Source organism: Tsuneonella mangrovi (assembly GCF_002269345.1).
Taxonomy (GTDB): Bacteria; Pseudomonadota; Alphaproteobacteria; order Sphingomonadales; family Sphingomonadaceae; genus Tsuneonella; species Tsuneonella mangrovi.
Map to the genome: position 1 here is coordinate 2,640,125 of NZ_CP022889.1, position 15,312 is coordinate 2,655,436.

The window sequence follows — 15,312 nt, forward strand, 5'->3', positions numbered from 1 at the left end:
CTGATCCAACCCGCTCGGCTTGGGAAGTCGCGCCGCTCAGGCCCGTATACTTAAGGGCAGGCCGTGGAGCGCGAGGGCGTATTCGGCGCGGGCCGCACTGGCGGGGCCGCGCGGATCGAACGCGAGGCAGGGGATCGCAAGTCCTGCCCGGTCGACCAGATCGGCCTGTTCGACATAGCGCGGTGCATCTTCGGTGAGGTCCAACACCAGCGAGACCTGGCCCGATGTCGCGGGCAAGGTCACGATCCCGACATTGCGCAGTTCGATCAGTCCGGCGGTGTTCTGTGGAGGGGATGCGATCAGCGCCGCACCGTCTCGCGACAATGCCACCCCGTCGTCACCCACCAGCTTCGCCCCGCGATCGATCAGCGCGAGCGCGAGGCTCGACTTGCCCGCACCGGGCGGGCCCTCGATCAGCAGCACTCGGCCGTCGATTGCGACGCCGGTAGCTTGATGAAGGATCGGCGTGCTCATCGCTTGCGTGGGGCCGACGGCAAGTCGAGCACAAGGCATGCGCCTTCGGCCCCGTCCGCGCGTCCGTGCGCAGAAAGCGTGCCGTCGTGCGCTTCGGCTATGGTCCGCGCGATTGCCAGTCCAAGCCCCGAATGCTGGCCGAAATCTTCCGCTTCGGGCCGCACCGAATGGAAGCGCCGGAATACTTTCTCGCGCGCTTCCTGGGAGATCCCGGGGCCATGATCGCACACCGTCAGGCGCACCCCGCCTTCGTCGAAGCGGGTGATCGCCAACTCGATCGGGCTGCCGGGCGGCGAGAACGAGACTGCGTTGTCGAGCAGGTTTTCGATGACCCGTTCGAGGCGCACCGGCTCGCCCATCACCGAGGCAGGCGATGCGGGCGCTGTGAAGTCGATCGGCCTCCCGGCATTCTGGTCGCGCGCTTCGCGGCTGCCGATGATGTTGCGGGTCAGATCGACAAGGTCGATCGGGACGAAAGTCGCACGGCTCAGTTCGGCATCGATCCGGCTCGCTTCGGAGATGTCGGTCACCAGGCGGTCGATCCGACGCACGTCATGCGCGGCAACCTCCTGGAGCTGCTTGCGCAGTGCAGGGTCTTCGACGGACGGAAGCGATTCCATGGCGCTGCGCAGCGACGCGAGCGGGTTCTTGATCTCATGCGCGACGTCGGCGGCGAAATGCTCGACCGCGTCGATCCGCTGCCGCAACGTCCCGGTCATGTCGGCGATCGAGCGCGCAAGTTCGCCGATTTCGTCGTGGCGCGTGGGCATCCGGGGCACATCGACATCGCGTTCGCGGCCTTGCCGCACGCGCCGGGTTGCGCGTGCGAGCAACCGCAATGGAGTCACGATAGTTCGTGCGAGGTAGAGCGAGAGAAGGATGGAGATAATGAGCGCCATTCCCACCGCACTGCTGAGCGTCGAGCGCGCTTCACGCACTTCCTGGGTAATGTCGACCGCGTTGCGGGTTGTAAGCAGGGTCGCGCCGAGCAGGCCGACCGGGGCTGCTGTGTTGATTACCGGGGTTCCGTCGGGCGCTTCGCGCAGCTCGATCTGGGTGAGGTTTTCCTCTCGTGCCCGCTTCAGCTCGGGCCACGAATCGGCGTTAGGCGTGTCGGGCTCGACATATTCGGGCACCGCCGGGGCACCGACGATGGTATCGACCACGCGGTCGAGCCAGCGGGCGAAGCGTTCCTGCCAGGTCTCGTCGGTGGTTTTTTCGAACGCGAACGAAGGCACGTCGAGCGCGAAGCTGTCGGCCCACAATCGTCCGCGTGCATTGTAAAGCCGCAGCCGCATATGCTGTTCCTTGCCGATCTGGATCAGCAGCGCTTCCTGCCGCTCCCGCGAAGCGCCGGCGAGCGCTTCGGCGGTGATCTGCGCTTCGATGCGGGCGAGCTTGTAGCGTTCGGCCAGCAGCTGCTTGCGGTACGAATCGAGATAGAAGACCCCGCCACCAAGCAGCAGCAGCGGCAACAGGTTGATGATCAGGATGCGCGGAGTAAGCGACAGCCGCCGCCCCGGCGTGAACCGGGCGAGGCGCGGTTCGGCCGGGGCATTGGTGTTGTCGTCAGCCATCGGTGAAGCTGTAGCCCGCGCCGTAAAGCGTCTCGATCCCGGCGAATTGCGGGTCGACGACACGGAACTTGCGCCGCATGCGCTTGATGTGGCTGTCGACCGTGCGGTCGTCGACGAACACGTCGTCGGGGTAGGCGGCATCCATCAACTGGTTGCGGCTCTTGATGACTCCGGGGCGCGCAGCGAGCGCCTCCAGGATCAGGAACTCCGTGACAGTGAGCGAGACCACCTGGCCATCCCACTTCACCCGGTGCCGCGCCGGATCCATCGACAACCTGCCGCGCTCGATTACCGGACCGGGCTCGTCCAGTTCGCCGGTCGTGCCGCCATCGCTCGCGCCGTCACCGCGCCGCCGCAGGATCGCGCGGATGCGGGCGACCAGTAGCCGCAGGCTGAACGGCTTGGCGATATAGTCGTCCGCGCCCATTTCGAGCCCGGCTTCCTCGTCTTCTTCGTCGTCCTTGCTGGTCAGGAAGATCACCGGAAGCTCGGAGGATTCGCGCACCCTGCGCAGCAGCTCCATGCCGTCCATGCGCGGCATCTTGATGTCGAAAACCGCGAGGTCGGGCGGGTTCTCGATCAGTGCGTGCAGCGCGGCCTCGCCGTCCGAATAGACGCGGGTGGCGAACCCTTCGGCCTGGAGCGCGATCGACACGGTGGTGAGGATATTGCGATCGTCGTCGACCAGCGCGATCGTCTGGCGACCGTCGGTACGGGCCGCTTGCTCTTCAGGCAGTTGATCAGCGTGCATCGTGGCGGTCCTTCGAAAGCGGCTGGCCTTCCAGCGGAACGGGTTAGCCAAATCCCGCACCCGAGACAACGCGCCGAGTGTCGCGGCAAAGTCTCGCTTGGGGACTATCAAGCCGCATCGGTTTGACGGGAATCACTTGCACGACTAATGGGCCGGTCGAACGGCTTGTGCATTCGTATGCACAGGCGTAAGTTGGGCGCGCCGCGAGCGCCGCCCTTTTGGTTGAGACCTTCGGAGAAGAAATTGACGACTTCGCTTGCCATGCCGCTTGCCGCCCAGGGCATCGAGACGACCGCCACGATCAAGGCGAACCTGGGAACCGACGCACTGATCGACCAGGCGCTCGCCAATGGCGAGGGACGACTCGCGAAACACGGCGCATTGGTGGTCGAGACCGGCCAGCACACTGGACGAAGCGCGAAGGACAAGTTCATCGTGCGCGATGCGACGACCGAGGACACGGTCCACTGGGGCAAGGTCAACGTCGAAATGTCGCCCGAGCATTTCGCCAACCTGAAGGCGGACTTCTTCGCCGCGCTGGCCGACAAGGACGAACTCTATGTCGCCGACCTGTTCGGCGGTTCGCAGCCCGAATACCGGGTCAACGTGCGGGTGATCAACGAACTGGCGTGGCATAACCTGTTCGTCCGCACGCTGCTGGTTCGCCCGACAGTGGCCGAACTGGCCGATTTCGTGCCCGAATACACGATCATCGACCTGCCGAGCTTCCGCGCCGATCCCGCGCGCCATGGCTGCCGCAGCGAGACGGTGATCGCGGTCAATTTCAGCGAGAAGCTGATCCTGATCGGCGGCACCAAGTATGCCGGCGAGATGAAAAAGAGCGTGTTCGGCATTCTCAATTACCTGTTGCCGCCGCAGGGCGTGATGCCGATGCACTGCAGCGCCAATATCGGCGCGGACGGAAAGACCGCAGTGTTCTTCGGATTGTCCGGCACCGGCAAGACCACGCTCTCGGCCGATGCCAGCCGCACGCTGATCGGCGACGACGAGCACGGCTGGTCGGATACCGCGGTGTTCAACTTCGAGGGCGGTTGCTACGCCAAGATGATCCGCTTGTCGGAAGAAGCCGAGCCGGAAATCTACGCCACGAGCCGGATGCGCGGCACAGTGCTCGAGAACGTAGTGATGGACAAGAACGGCGAACTCGATTTCGATGACGCCTCGCTGGCGGAGAACTCGCGCGGCGCTTACCCGATCGAATTCATCCCCAATTCGAGCGCGGACAACCTCGGTCCGGTCCCGTCGAACGTCATCATGCTCACCGCGGACGCGTTCGGCGTGCTGCCGCCCGTCTCGCGGCTGACGCCGGACCAGGCGATGTATCACTTCCTGTCGGGCTACACCGCGAAGGTTGCCGGCACCGAGATCGGCGTGACCGAGCCCGAAGCGACCTTCAGCACTTGCTTCGGCGCGCCGTTCATGCCGCGCCACCCGAGCGTCTACGGGAACCTGCTCAAGGAACGCATCGCCAAGGGCGGTGTGCAGTGCTGGTTGCTCAACACCGGCTGGACCGGCGGCAAATATGGCGTCGGCAGCCGTATGCCGATCAAGGCGACCCGCGCGCTGCTCAACGCCGCGCTCGACGGCAGCCTCAACGATGTCGAATTCCGCAAGGATCCCAATTTCGGGTTCGAAGTGCCGGTCAGCGTTCCCGGTGTCGACAGCGCGATCCTCGATCCGCGTTCGACCTGGGCCGATGCCGAAGAATACGATCGCACTGCGCAGAAGCTGGTGCAGCTGTTCGTGGACAACTTCCGGCAGTTTGCCGACCATGTCGACCAGGGCGTCCGCGACGCCGCCCCGACGGGAGCCGTTGAAACAGCGTGATAGACGCTTGGGTTTCCCGGGCGTAGAGTTGGAGAGGAGGTCCCCGCCCGGGAAACCGGAGCGGGGACTTTAGTTTGGTGGGAATGAAGGGGCGGCAAGCCTGTCGCGCCACTTGCAGCTGGAGAAACATGCAATGGATATTTTCGAATCGATCCTGGGCCAGGTGACCGATCATCCCACAGTAACCAACATGGCCACCAAGCTCGGCATCGATCCGGCGCTGGCGGCCAAGGCTGTCGCAGCTCTGGGCGAAGCGCACCAAATGGAAGGCGATACAGTCGAGCTGGCATCGGCCAAGACCGGCCTCGACGCCAACATTGTGAACCAGATCGTGCAAGCGATCGGTGGCGAAGGGTCGCTCAGCCAGTTTGCCTCGATGCTGGACCAGGACGGCGACGGCAACCCGCTCAACGATATCGCCGGTTTTGCGAGCAAGCTGTTCGGCAAGAGCTGACCGATCGCGCGCCTCGACCCGGTTTCGCGGGTCTGGCGGCCAAGCTGGTAACGCGTCAATGATGGCAACCGCACTCTCGCTGGCGATGCTGGCCGCGATCGCGCTGGTCGGCGGAGCGATCTTCCTGTGGAACCGGCCCGGTTATCGCAAGCAGGCGATCCTGATGCTGGTCGCGGCGGCGGTCGCGCTGGTCAATGTCGCAATCTGGACGCTGCCCGACAGGGAGGGACACTCGCCTGTCGGGCAGCTTGCCGACCGGTAGCTTTCGGGCGCCACCGGGCGGCAGTTTCGGGATTCTATCAGTCGGGCAATTGCCACAGCACCGCGCTGGAATAGGTGCCGCTTACTGGCTTGCCATCGCTATCCCTGGCCGGATCGAACCGCGCGCGGCGGGTGACCAGCCCGCAGGTTGCCGCATCGAGTTCAGCGTATCCGCTCGAGCGGGTGATCGTGCAGTCGGTCACCGAACCGTCGGCCGCAATGTCGAGGCGGAAGCGGGCGACGCCGCTCATGTCGCGGCGGATCCAGTTGCCGCGATAGTCGGCATTGGTGACCCATTTGGTGGAATCGTTGCGCGGTCGGGCGGCGACCGGTTCGAACGGCGATTGCTTTGGCCCGATCACCGGCCCCAAACCGTCGAGCGGTATCGGCGGCAAAGTTACATTGGTTGAATCGATCGGCGATGTTTTCGCTCCGAGATCGAGCGGCGGGATCGGCGGTTGCGGCACCGGCGTTTCGATCAGCTGCTCGATCGGGTGTTCCACCTTGGGGCTGGGGGTCGGCTTGGGCGGATCGGTCGGCAAGTCGATGACCGTCTCGCCCTCAAGCCTGGGGGGCACGGTGAATGTCGTCACGAACGAAAGACCGGTGATCAGCGCATATCCGATCGCTGCGTGCACTGCGACCACGGCGATTGCCACGCCGGGGCGATCCTTCCAGTTCGCCTGGTTGAGATAGGCCATGTCCTGCTCCTCTCCTTGCTGCCTCCCGGTGCGAGGCATCCCGGCGAGCGAGGCGGGCCGGGACGCCAGTCAGGGCGGCTCCCAACGAAGAATGTTACATCATAACATTGTCGGTGCAAGCACAATCGCGTTGCGCCGTGCAACGTAAGTCGTTGCCGACGTAACGTTATCCGATCAGCGAATCGGGCAGTCGGGCGAAAGGCGGAAGTCGAGGTAGTTGTCGACTGCGGCCATCAGCTCTTCGTTTTCGTTCTCGAAGAAGTGGTTCGCCCGGGGGATCTCGTCGTGGTGGATCGTGATGTGCTTCTGCGTGCGCAGCTTCTCGACCAGCTTGGTGACGGCAACCGGCTGGACCACGGTGTCGGCTGCGCCGTGCACGAAGATCCCGCTCGCCGGGCAGGGCGCGAGAAACGAGAAGTCATACATGCTCGCCGGAGCAGAGACCGAGATGAACCCGCGCACTTCGGGGCGGCGCATCAGCAGCTGCATGCCGATCAGCGCGCCGAAGCTGACACCCGCAACCCACGTCACTTGCGCTTCGGGGTGGATCGACTGGACCCAGTCGAGTGCGCTGGCAGCGTCGCTCAGCTCGCCGATACCGTTGTCGAAGCTGCCCTGGCTGCGCCCGACGCCGCGGAAATTGAACCGCAGCGTGGCGAACCCGCGGTCGACGAAAGTCTTGTAGAGCCGCTGGACGATCCGGTCGTTCATCGTGCCGCCGCCCTGCGGATGCGGGTGGAGGATCATCGCGACGGGCGCGCGCGGGCGCGGACCGGGGCTGAAGCGACCTTCGAGGCGGCCTTCGGGGCCGGGGAAAATGACTGTAGGCATGGCTGGACCTGCTCGAATTGGATACGCGCGGCCACGCGGGTGGCGCGGCGCGGGGTTGCGGCTATATAGTGTGCCACAGCGAAATCGCAATTGATGTCCACGCCCCGTATCTATCTGGATCATGCTGCCACCACACCGCTGCGCCCCGAGGCCCGCGAAGTGATGCTGCGTGGCTTCGACATATGGGCCAATCCGAGCAGCCCTCACGCCGAGGGCCGCAAGGCGAGGGCCGCGCTGGAAGATGCTCGCGAACGGGTGAAGGCGGCGCTCGGGTGGGACGGCGAGGTGATCTTCACCAGCGGCGCGAGCGAGGCTCTGGCGATCGCCTTGCAGCGCGCCAGGGTGGAACGCCGTATCGTGAGCGCGGTGGAGCACGACGCGGTATTCCGGGCAGCGCCCGATGCGGAGGTCGCTGCAATGGACGGCTCGCTGGTTTCCGCGGACAGCCTACAAGAACTGCTATCGACTGGCAGGCCTGCCGTCGTCGCAATTCAGCACGTCAATTCGGAGACGGGAATAATCCAATTGCCCGGCCGTTATGCGCAAATGGTCCACGATGCCGGAGGTTTGTTGCTGTCCGATTGTTCGCAATCTGCAGGAAAGCATCATCTGCCAGCTTGCGACTTGGCTGTTGTCTCGGCGCACAAACTTGGCGGGCCGATAGGGATCGGGGCCTTGCTGGTGCGCGATTTCGCGATGCTGCAACCATCCGGTGGACATGAACGCGGATACCGGCAGGGGACGGAGAACCTGCCCGCTGCGCTCGGCTTTGCCGCTGCATTGGAAAATTGTGAAACGGGATATGTCAGGGACAATGCCGCGATATCCGACATTCTTTGTGAGTTTGCCGAGGCAGTATGGGATGCAGGCGGCGCAATAGTTGACGGTGATGGAACGACTTCGATGTTCATTCGCGCAATCGCACACCCGGAAATGAGCGCACAGGCCCAGCTTATCCGTTTGGACGCGATGGGGTTTGCCGTCTCGGCCGGCAGCGCATGTTCATCCGGTACGTTAAAAAGGAGCCGCGCTCTCGATGCTTTTGGCGTTGCCGATGATGTAGCATCTCGCACGATCCGGGTAAGCGTCGGATGGAATACGACACCTGCCGAACTCAATTCGTTTGCTGAAGCCTGGCGCAGTCTTTCCTGATCCGTTCGCCCTGAGCTTGTCGAAGGGCCGTCTTAACTTCGGCCGTCGTCTCAAAAAGTGAAAGGCAGGGCTTCGACAAGCTCAGCCCAAACGGGTAGGTGGCAAGCGGCATGAACTACCTCGACTACCAGGCGACCACTCCGCTCGCGCCCGAGGCGCGCGAGGCGATGTTACGGTGGCTCGGCGGGCCGGACAGCGACAGCTTCGGCAATCCGCACAGCGCGCACCGGATGGGTCGCATGGCGAAAGCGGCGATCGAATTGGCGCGCGAGCAGGTCGCTGCGCTGATGCCGCAGGGCGGGCGGGTGATCTTTACCGGCGGGGCGACCGAGGCGCTCAATCTCGCGATCCGCGGGAGGGGCTCGGGCGGTAGCGTCGCGGTTTCCGCCATCGAACACGCCGCAGTGCTCGATACCGCGCAGGATGCGGGAACGTGCCACGTGCTGGGCGTATCGGCGGACGGGCTGTGCAACGCCGATCAGGAGCTTCCCGCCGACACCCGGCTGGTCGCGATAATGCAGGTCAACAACGAGATCGGGACGATCCAGCCGACCGTCGATTGGCAGCGCAAAGCAAGGGAGGCGGGCGCGCTCTACCTGTGCGACGCGGTGCAGGCCTACGGCAAGATCGCCGTCACCGATGCCGACATGATTGCGATCAGCGCGCACAAGTTCCACGGCCCCAAGGGCGTCGGTGCGCTATGGGTGCGCGACGGGGTCGATCTGCGGGAGGTCCAGACCGGCGGCGGGCAAGAGTTCGGGCTTCGTTCGGGCACGCTGAGCCCCGCATTGGTCGCCGGGATGGGCGCTGCTGCACAGGTCGCCGCCGAACGAATCGAGCAGGACGCCGCGCACGTCGAGGCCCTCTGGACCCGCGCACGCGAACGCTTCGCGGATTGGACACACAACGGCAGTGCCTCCGAGCGGTGGCACGGCAACCTCAATATCCGCCGCGATGGCCTCGACGTCGCCCGCCTGATGAGCGAATGCCGCGAAGTGATGTTCAGCGCGGGATCGGCTTGCGCCAGCGGATCGGGCCGTCCGAGCCATGTGCTCAAGGCGATCGGACTTTCCGACGCCCAAGCAAAAAGCTCGATCCGGCTGGGATTTGGGCGTTATACGACGCTGGAGGAAATCGACGCAGCCGCCAGCATCCTCAACGCCGCAGCACAGGATCAGGGTCTCTAGGATGGTCAAAGTCACCTTCGTTACGTCGCAGGGAGACAGGGTCGAAGCCGAAGGCGAGCCGGGCGACGAGTTGCTGCGCGTGGGGCAAGCAGTCGGAATGCCGCTGGAGGGGACCTGCGAAGGGCAGATGGCGTGCTCCACCTGCCATGTGATCGTCAGCCCCGAATGGTTCGATCGCTTGCCGCCCGCTGTCGAGGAAGAGGAAGACATGCTCGACCTCGCCGCCGGGGCGGTGCGCACCAGCCGCCTGTCATGCCAGATTGTCCTCAGCGAAGCGCTCGACGGCCTCGAAGTGCGGATTCCCTCCGACAGCCACGATATGCGGCGAATGTAGCCGCCTCGCGCTTGCAAGGCTGGGCGCTTGCGATATGGGAGCCGCGTGACGCGGGTCGCTCCTTTCCTCGCCTGGCTGGCAATCGTAACGACACTGGCGTTCCCCGTCGGCTTCATGCCGATGCGCGCGCCCGACGGCGGCCTTGTGCTGGCGATCTGCCCCGGAGTGCAGCCCGCTTCGTCGACCACCGACAGCGCGATGATGGGGATGCACGCCGATCGGGGGCATCAGATGCCTGCCAAGGACGGACACAAGGCGGCAGAGCGGCCGTGCGACTTTTCTTTCGCTGCAGTGGCGCACTTGCCCGATGCAGTGATCGTCCCGCCCGCGCAGGATGTGCCCGAGACGGTCGTTGCGGCAACGCCCGACGTCCTGACCGGGATATTCCCTTCCGGGCTCCCTCCAGCGACGGGTCCGCCAGCTATTTCCTGACCCGATAGCCGGACCGTCCGGTCCTTGCTCGACAAGACAATCAGGAAATAATTGAATGAAAACCGCATTTTTGTGTGCGGGCGCCGCGTGCGCGCTCGCCTGTTCGACTTCGGCCGCCGCCCATAATTCGGGTGCCGACGACCATGCACCAATCGGCGTGATGGCCGATCATACGCATCACAAGGGAGAGTTCATGCTCTCGTTCCGGGTGATGCACATGGCGATGGCCGGCAACCAGATCGGCACCGATGGGGTGAGCGACGATACCATCGCGACGACCATATCCAACCGGTTCGCCGGTATGCCGATGCAGCCGCCGACCTTGCGGATCGTGCCACAGGCGATGCGCAGCGACATGTACATGTTTGGCGGGATGTATGCTCCATCCGACGCGGTCACGCTGATGGTGATGGGCAGCTACGTCGAAAAGGAGATGGACCTGCTCACCTACCAGGGCGGCATGGGAACCACACAACTGGGAACCTTCCGCACCAACCCCAAGGCACTTGGCGATACCAAGGTCTCCGCGTTGTTCCCGTTGGTCAGCCGCTCGGTAGACGATGGCGCGCGGCGCGACCAGGTCACGCTCAAGGCCGGGTTCAGCCTGCCGACCGGCTCGACCACAGAAGCCGCGACGGTACTAACACCGATGAACACGACCTCTACGATGCGCGCGCCCTATGCCATGCAAGCAGGGACGGGCACTTGGGATCTCGAACCCGCGCTGACCTACAAGGGATGGCGCGGGAGGATCGGATTTGGCGCGCAAGCGAGCGCGGCGATCCGGCTCGATCGCAACAAGTGGGGCTACGCCTTCGGCGATGTCTACCAGGGCACCGCGTGGGTCAGCTATCGACCGGCGCGCTGGGTAAGCGTTTCAGGCCGGGTGCTCGGCCGGTCGACCGGCAACGTGCGCGGGATCGACCCGGCGATCATGGGCCCGGTGCAGACCGCCAACCCCGATTGGCAGGGCGGCCAACGGGTGGACCTGATTGCCGGGGTCAACCTGCTCGCCACTCGCGGCGCGCTCGCCGGGCACCGGCTCGGGTTAGAGCTGGGCGCGCCGATTTATCAGGACCTCAAAGGCCCGCAGATGGCGGGCGACTGGCACCTCACGGTTGGCTGGCAGAAGGCGTATTAGGTTGGGTCGGTGCCTCGCTGCCGGAAGGCAGCGGGGCGTCGGATTGCGGCTCAGGCACGGATTTGCCGAGGTTCGCCCCGTCTTCGGCCTTCTTCGCTTTCTTCTTCGACTTCGAATGGAGACCGTCGATCTCGGCCTGACGCTGCTCGAGATAGTACTGCCGCATCGCGATATAGGGATCGGACGACTGCCGTATCTCGTTCAGCGTTTTGTCGAACGCCACGCGGTCGTCGATCGAACTGATGACACCGGTCGTTATCGCATAAGCCGGTTTGTTGAACGGCGAGCCAGCCGCGAGCGGCAGTGCCGCCTTGTCGAGGATATATCCGGCGAGGTCGCGCACCGTAGTCGAGCCGATCAATGGCAGGTAGAAGTATGCACCCGGCTTGACGCCGTAGAACCCCATCGTGTCGGCAAACCCGTTGTTGCGATGGGGCAGGTGGAACGGCTTGCGCTTGGCGACATCGACCAGCCCGACCAAGCCGACGGTCGAGTTGATCGCAAACCGCGCAACGGTACCTAGCGCCTTGCCGATCCGGTGCTGGAGCAGGAAATTGACCGCGACGACGGGTTCGCGCAGGTTGACCAGCGCATTGTGCAGCCCGTCGCGCATCGGGCCGGGTATGTCGTGGGCATAGACATGGGCGATTGGAGCGACGACCGCACCGTCGACCGCCTGAACCGCCTGGAATGACTTGATGTTGACCGCCTCGAGCGGATCGCCCGGGCTATGGCGGCTCACGGTCACGATGATCAGGCCGTTGTCGTCGTCGGATGTTGCCTGGGAGTTCTGAGCAGGTTGACCGGATTGGTCGGCAGGCTTTTCAGTGGCCTGCGTCGCTGCCTGGTCGCCAACACCGGTTGATGTGGTACCTGCGGCTTCGGCTGGCGGCGCGCTGTCCGCTTGCTGGGTCGGCTGTCCGGCCACGGCTTGCGCAACGGCTGGCTGAGCGATGCGGGGCGCACTCTGGACATCGGCCAGCATCATTGCAACGGGCAGGGGCACGAGCATCCGTATTCCTCCAGGCAACGGACCGATCGGCGCTGCATGTGTCGATATCAATAAACCGAACGCAGTACGCCTATCGGAGGTTCCTGCACGACGAAAGTTACAGATTGGTAGGGTGATGGGTGCGTTGTTCGTTCATGCCGTGGGAAAAAGCCGATCATGCGCGTTGAGCCGCGTGCGTTCGCGGTGATAGGGCGATTGCGATGACCGATACCCTCAATGCCGACAAAGACCCGTTCGACGCAATCGTCGACGCCCCGTTCGATAGCGCGCTGTCCGAACGCTACCTCGTCTATGCGCTGTCCACGATCACCGCCCGGTCGCTGCCCGATCTGCGCGACGGGCTGAAGCCGGTCCACCGCCGCTTGCTCTGGACCATGCGGCAGTTGAAGCTCGATCCCAGCAATACCTTCAAGAAATCCGCCCGCGTGGTCGGTGAAGTGATCGGCAAGTACCACCCGCACGGCGATACCGCCGCCTACGACGCAATGGTGCGCCTCGCGCAGGATTTCTCGCTCCGTTACCCGTTGGTCGAAGGGCAGGGCAATTTCGGTAATATCGACGGCGATAACGCCGCCGCCTACCGCTACACCGAAGCGCGGCTGACCAAGACCGCGATGCAGCTGATGGCGGGTCTCGACGAAGGCACCGTCGACTTCATCCCGACCTACAACGGCGAAGAGGAAGAGCCCGAGCTGATGCCCGGGCTGTTCCCGAACCTGCTCGCCAACGGCGCGAGCGGGATCGCGGTGGGCATGGCGACCAACATCCCCAGCCACAACGTCGCTGAGATCGTCGATGCCACGCTCGAATTGATCGACAACCCGCATGTCGAACATGCGCGACTGATGGAGCTGTTCCACGGACCGGACCTGCCGACCGGTGGGCTGATCGTCGACAGCTCCGAAACGATCTCCAACGCCTACGAGACCGGGCGCGGCAGTTTCCGCATTCGCGGGCGGTTCCACGCGGCCGAGGCCGACAAGGCGGAAGACGCGCAAGCGGGGATCGAGCGGCTCGGCGGCGGGCAATACCAGCTCGTCATCAGCGAGATCCCGTTCCAGGTCGCCAAGGGCAAGCTGATCGAACAGATCGCCCAGCTGATCGCCGACAAGAAGCTGCCGATCCTCGAAGATGTGCGCGACGAGAGCGACGAGCATATCCGCATCGTGCTGGTGCCGAAAAACCGCAACGTCGATCCCGAACTGCTCAAGGAATCGCTCTACAAGCTGACCGATCTCGAAACGCGCTTCGGCCTCAACCTCAATGTGCTCGACGCCAGTCGCACGCCGATGGTGATGGGGCTCAAGGAACTGCTCGGCCACTGGGTCGCGAGCCAGATCGACATCCTCCAGCGACGCACCCGGCACCGGCTGGAGCAGATCGCCAAGCGGCTCGAACTGGTCGAAGGCTACATCGTCGCGTTCCTCAACCTTGATCGGGTGATCGAAATCATCCGCACCGAGGACGAGCCCAAACCGGTGATGATCGCCGAGTTCGCACTGACAGACCGGCAGGCCGAGGCAATCCTCAACATGCGGCTGCGCAGTTTGCGCAAGCTGGAAGAAATGCAGCTGCGGCAGGAACGCGACGACCTGCTGCAGGAACAGGAAGAGCTGGACAAGCTGCTCGGCTCGCCCGCCCGCCAGCGCACCCGGCTGAAACGCGACCTTGCGGCGCTACGCAAGGATTACGCCGAGGATACCGCGCTCGGTAAACGGCGCACAACGATTGCCGAGGCATCGCCGACGGTTGAATTCAACCCCGACGCGATGATCGAGAAAGCGCCGGTAACGGTGATCCTGTCGCAGCGCGGCTGGATCCGCGGGGCAAGCGGGCACCTGCCGCTCGACCAGGAATGGAAATACAAGGAGGGCGACGGACCGGCCTTCGTCCTCCACGCGCAAACGACCGACAAGCTGCTGATCGCGGCCGACAACGGCCGGTTCTTTACCCTCGGCGCGGACAAGTTGCCGGGCGCGCGCGGTTTCGGCGAGCCGGTTCGCGGGATGGTCGACATCGATCCCGAAGCGAACATAGTCGCCGCGCTGGTCCACAAGCCGAAGGGCCAGCTGCTGCTCGCGGCGACCAACGGCAAGGGCTTTGCGGCGGATACCGACGAGCTGCTGGCAGAGACCCGCAAGGGCCGCCAGGTGGTCAATCTCAAGCCCGGCGTAAAGCTGTGCGTCGTGCGCGAGATCGCGGGCGAACACGATCACGTCGCAGTGGTCGGCGAAAACCGCAAGCTGGTGGTGTTCAACCTCGAGGAACTGCCGGTCCTAGCGCGCGGGCAGGGGGTGACGCTGCAGCGCTATCGCGACGGTGGCCTCTCCGATGCGATCAGCTTCAAGCTCGACGATGGCCTCAGCTGGGCAATGGGCGGCGAAAGCGGGCGCACGCGGACCGAGGAAAACGTGTGGGAATGGAAGGTCGCTCGCGGTGCCGCAGGCCGCTTGCCTCCGCGCGGTTTCCCCAAGGACAATCGCTTCTGACCGGGCAAGCGAAAGGCCGGAAGCGGCATCCCGCTCCCGGCCTGTTCGGATTGGTCGCAGGCGCCAGTGGTGCCTGGCCAGTGCTTACTGCGCGGCTTCGCTTCCGCTCGCGTCGCTTCCGCCCGCCGAAGCGGCGGCAACCAGCTGCGCCTTGGTGTAGCGGGCGACCAGCGTGCCGCTGGCATCTACGGCGAAGAACTGGCGCTTGAGCGCGACCGGGCCTTCGGCGGTTTCGAGCACGATGTCGTCGGCGTCGACCGACTTGATGGTGCCGGCATCCTGGCCGTCAGCCGACTTGGCGGCTGCACCGACGACCAGTGCGGCATCGCGCTTGGCGGCGGCCTGGGCTTCGATCTGGGCCATCATGTTGTCGAGCTGTTCCTTGGTGACGGTGATCGTCGGACCCTTGTCGCTCTTGCCGAACGCGCTGGTCGGCAGCGGGGCCTTGTGCGCGCCGGTATCGAGCGTGACGACGCCGCCGGTAACGCTCTCGACCGTTCCGACAGGGTTGCCGTTGGGACCATAGACGGTCGCTCCGGTGGTGACGTCCTGGGCGTAGGCAACGCCTGGCAGGGCGGCGGTGGCGAGGGCGGCGGCGACTGCGATCTTGGCAAATTTCATTGAGACGACTCCGTATGACTTCACTTATGGCTTCAACACAAAACCGG

General features: G+C 64.5%; 17 protein-coding genes. 9 read left to right on the forward strand and 8 right to left on the reverse strand.

Translation table 11 applies throughout. From position 1 onward, the window contains the following. Positions 1–36: 36 nt before the first annotated feature. From CJO11_RS12875 to CJO11_RS13310, 4 genes are all read right to left on the reverse strand, one after another. Entirely contained in the window at positions 37–474 is a 438-nt protein-coding gene (locus tag CJO11_RS12875; protein WP_095013068.1) for an HPr kinase/phosphorylase, read from the reverse strand. Further along, complete coding sequence (locus CJO11_RS12880; RefSeq protein ID WP_095013069.1) at positions 471–2,051, reverse strand: sensor histidine kinase; 1,581 nt, start codon at positions 2,049–2,051, stop codon at positions 471–473. Before CJO11_RS12880 ends, CJO11_RS12875 begins: the two co-directional genes overlap by 4 nt. Next, on the reverse strand, positions 2,044–2,802 hold the full coding sequence (locus CJO11_RS12885) for a response regulator transcription factor (RefSeq protein WP_095013070.1): 759 nt from the start codon (positions 2,800–2,802) through the stop codon (positions 2,044–2,046). Before CJO11_RS12885 ends, CJO11_RS12880 begins: the two co-directional genes overlap by 8 nt. Positions 2,803–2,909: 107 nt before the next feature. Beyond that, positions 2,910–3,065, reverse strand: coding sequence for a hypothetical protein (locus tag CJO11_RS13310; RefSeq protein WP_169829201.1), 156 nt, complete (start codon positions 3,063–3,065; stop codon positions 2,910–2,912). Here CJO11_RS13310 and CJO11_RS12890 point away from each other — a divergent pair. The 3 genes from CJO11_RS12890 (at position 3,064) to CJO11_RS12900 (ending at position 5,366) form a co-directional block, all read left to right on the forward strand. Next, positions 3,064–4,650, forward strand: coding sequence for a phosphoenolpyruvate carboxykinase (locus CJO11_RS12890; protein ID WP_095013071.1), 1,587 nt, complete (start codon positions 3,064–3,066; stop codon positions 4,648–4,650). The two genes, CJO11_RS13310 and CJO11_RS12890, sit on opposite strands and share 2 nt — an antisense overlap. Positions 4,651–4,783: 133 nt before the next feature. Further along, the gene (locus tag CJO11_RS12895; protein WP_095013072.1) at positions 4,784–5,104 is read left to right on the forward strand and encodes a hypothetical protein; all 321 of its coding nucleotides are present in this window, start codon (positions 4,784–4,786) and stop codon (positions 5,102–5,104) included. A gap of 58 nt (positions 5,105–5,162) precedes the next feature. Then, positions 5,163–5,366 (forward strand): hypothetical protein, encoded by a 204-nt coding sequence (locus CJO11_RS12900; protein WP_420823141.1) that lies wholly within the window; start codon positions 5,163–5,165, stop codon positions 5,364–5,366. 37 nt (positions 5,367–5,403) lie between these two features. On the opposite strand, the gene CJO11_RS12905 is transcribed toward CJO11_RS12900, so the two are convergent. Together CJO11_RS12905 and CJO11_RS12910 are read right to left on the reverse strand one after the other, a co-directional pair. Then, positions 5,404–6,066 (reverse strand): energy transducer TonB, encoded by a 663-nt coding sequence (locus CJO11_RS12905; protein WP_169829202.1) that lies wholly within the window; start codon positions 6,064–6,066, stop codon positions 5,404–5,406. Positions 6,067–6,240: 174 nt separating this feature from the next. Then, positions 6,241–6,897: an alpha/beta hydrolase gene (locus tag CJO11_RS12910; protein WP_095013074.1), complete on the reverse strand. Its 657-nt coding sequence runs from the start codon at positions 6,895–6,897 to the stop codon at positions 6,241–6,243. Between the two features lie 93 nt (positions 6,898–6,990). On the opposite strand from CJO11_RS12910, the gene CJO11_RS12915 reads away from it, so the two are divergent. The 5 genes from CJO11_RS12915 (at position 6,991) to CJO11_RS12935 (ending at position 11,143) form a co-directional block, all read left to right on the forward strand. Then, positions 6,991–8,049 carry a cysteine desulfurase family protein gene (locus CJO11_RS12915; protein ID WP_095013075.1) on the forward strand — a complete coding sequence of 353 codons (1,059 nt, stop codon included), beginning with the start codon at positions 6,991–6,993 and terminating at the stop codon, positions 8,047–8,049. 110 nt (positions 8,050–8,159) lie between these two features. Next, the gene (locus CJO11_RS12920; protein WP_095013076.1) at positions 8,160–9,236 is read left to right on the forward strand and encodes a cysteine desulfurase family protein; all 1,077 of its coding nucleotides are present in this window, start codon (positions 8,160–8,162) and stop codon (positions 9,234–9,236) included. A 1-nt stretch (position 9,237) separates the two neighbouring features. Then, positions 9,238–9,570, forward strand: coding sequence for a 2Fe-2S iron-sulfur cluster-binding protein (locus CJO11_RS12925; protein WP_095013077.1), 333 nt, complete (start codon positions 9,238–9,240; stop codon positions 9,568–9,570). 45 nt (positions 9,571–9,615) lie between these two features. Beyond that, complete coding sequence (locus tag CJO11_RS12930; protein ID WP_095013078.1) at positions 9,616–10,002, forward strand: hypothetical protein; 387 nt, start codon at positions 9,616–9,618, stop codon at positions 10,000–10,002. Between the two features lie 55 nt (positions 10,003–10,057). Further along, positions 10,058–11,143: an alpha-amylase gene (locus tag CJO11_RS12935; RefSeq protein WP_095013079.1), complete on the forward strand. Its 1,086-nt coding sequence runs from the start codon at positions 10,058–10,060 to the stop codon at positions 11,141–11,143. On the opposite strand, the gene CJO11_RS12940 is transcribed toward CJO11_RS12935, so the two are convergent. Then, positions 11,115–12,149, reverse strand: coding sequence for an MlaA family lipoprotein (locus CJO11_RS12940; RefSeq protein ID WP_169829203.1), 1,035 nt, complete (start codon positions 12,147–12,149; stop codon positions 11,115–11,117). The two genes, CJO11_RS12935 and CJO11_RS12940, sit on opposite strands and share 29 nt — an antisense overlap. A gap of 206 nt (positions 12,150–12,355) precedes the next feature. On the opposite strand from CJO11_RS12940, the gene parC reads away from it, so the two are divergent. After that, positions 12,356–14,644 carry a DNA topoisomerase IV subunit A gene (gene parC, locus CJO11_RS12945; protein ID WP_095013081.1) on the forward strand — a complete coding sequence of 763 codons (2,289 nt, stop codon included), beginning with the start codon at positions 12,356–12,358 and terminating at the stop codon, positions 14,642–14,644. Positions 14,645–14,728: 84 nt separating this feature from the next. Here parC and CJO11_RS12950 read toward each other — a convergent pair whose 3' ends face one another. After that, the gene (locus CJO11_RS12950; protein ID WP_095013082.1) at positions 14,729–15,265 is read right to left on the reverse strand and encodes a hypothetical protein; all 537 of its coding nucleotides are present in this window, start codon (positions 15,263–15,265) and stop codon (positions 14,729–14,731) included. Positions 15,266–15,312 lie beyond the last annotated feature (47 nt).

Coding starts and splice junctions, on each gene's coding strand:
- parC (WP_095013081.1), top strand. CDS start 12,356: ATGACCGATACCCTCAATGCCGACAAAGACCCGTTCGACGCAATCGTC.
- CJO11_RS12910 (WP_095013074.1), bottom strand. CDS start 6,897: ATGCCTACAGTCATTTTCCCCGGCCCCGAAGGCCGCCTCGAAGGTCGC.
- CJO11_RS12925 (WP_095013077.1), top strand. CDS start 9,238: ATGGTCAAAGTCACCTTCGTTACGTCGCAGGGAGACAGGGTCGAAGCC.
- CJO11_RS12915 (WP_095013075.1), top strand. CDS start 6,991: ATGTCCACGCCCCGTATCTATCTGGATCATGCTGCCACCACACCGCTG.
- CJO11_RS12875 (WP_095013068.1), bottom strand. CDS start 474: ATGAGCACGCCGATCCTTCATCAAGCTACCGGCGTCGCAATCGACGGC.
- CJO11_RS12920 (WP_095013076.1), top strand. CDS start 8,160: ATGAACTACCTCGACTACCAGGCGACCACTCCGCTCGCGCCCGAGGCG.
- CJO11_RS12895 (WP_095013072.1), top strand. CDS start 4,784: ATGGATATTTTCGAATCGATCCTGGGCCAGGTGACCGATCATCCCACA.
- CJO11_RS13310 (WP_169829201.1), bottom strand. CDS start 3,065: ATGGCAAGCGAAGTCGTCAATTTCTTCTCCGAAGGTCTCAACCAAAAG.
- CJO11_RS12935 (WP_095013079.1), top strand. CDS start 10,058: ATGAAAACCGCATTTTTGTGTGCGGGCGCCGCGTGCGCGCTCGCCTGT.
- CJO11_RS12880 (WP_095013069.1), bottom strand. CDS start 2,051: ATGGCTGACGACAACACCAATGCCCCGGCCGAACCGCGCCTCGCCCGG.
- CJO11_RS12890 (WP_095013071.1), top strand. CDS start 3,064: ATGCCGCTTGCCGCCCAGGGCATCGAGACGACCGCCACGATCAAGGCG.
- CJO11_RS12950 (WP_095013082.1), bottom strand. CDS start 15,265: ATGAAATTTGCCAAGATCGCAGTCGCCGCCGCCCTCGCCACCGCCGCC.
- CJO11_RS12885 (WP_095013070.1), bottom strand. CDS start 2,802: ATGCACGCTGATCAACTGCCTGAAGAGCAAGCGGCCCGTACCGACGGT.
- CJO11_RS12905 (WP_169829202.1), bottom strand. CDS start 6,066: ATGGCCTATCTCAACCAGGCGAACTGGAAGGATCGCCCCGGCGTGGCA.
- CJO11_RS12900 (WP_420823141.1), top strand. CDS start 5,163: ATGATGGCAACCGCACTCTCGCTGGCGATGCTGGCCGCGATCGCGCTG.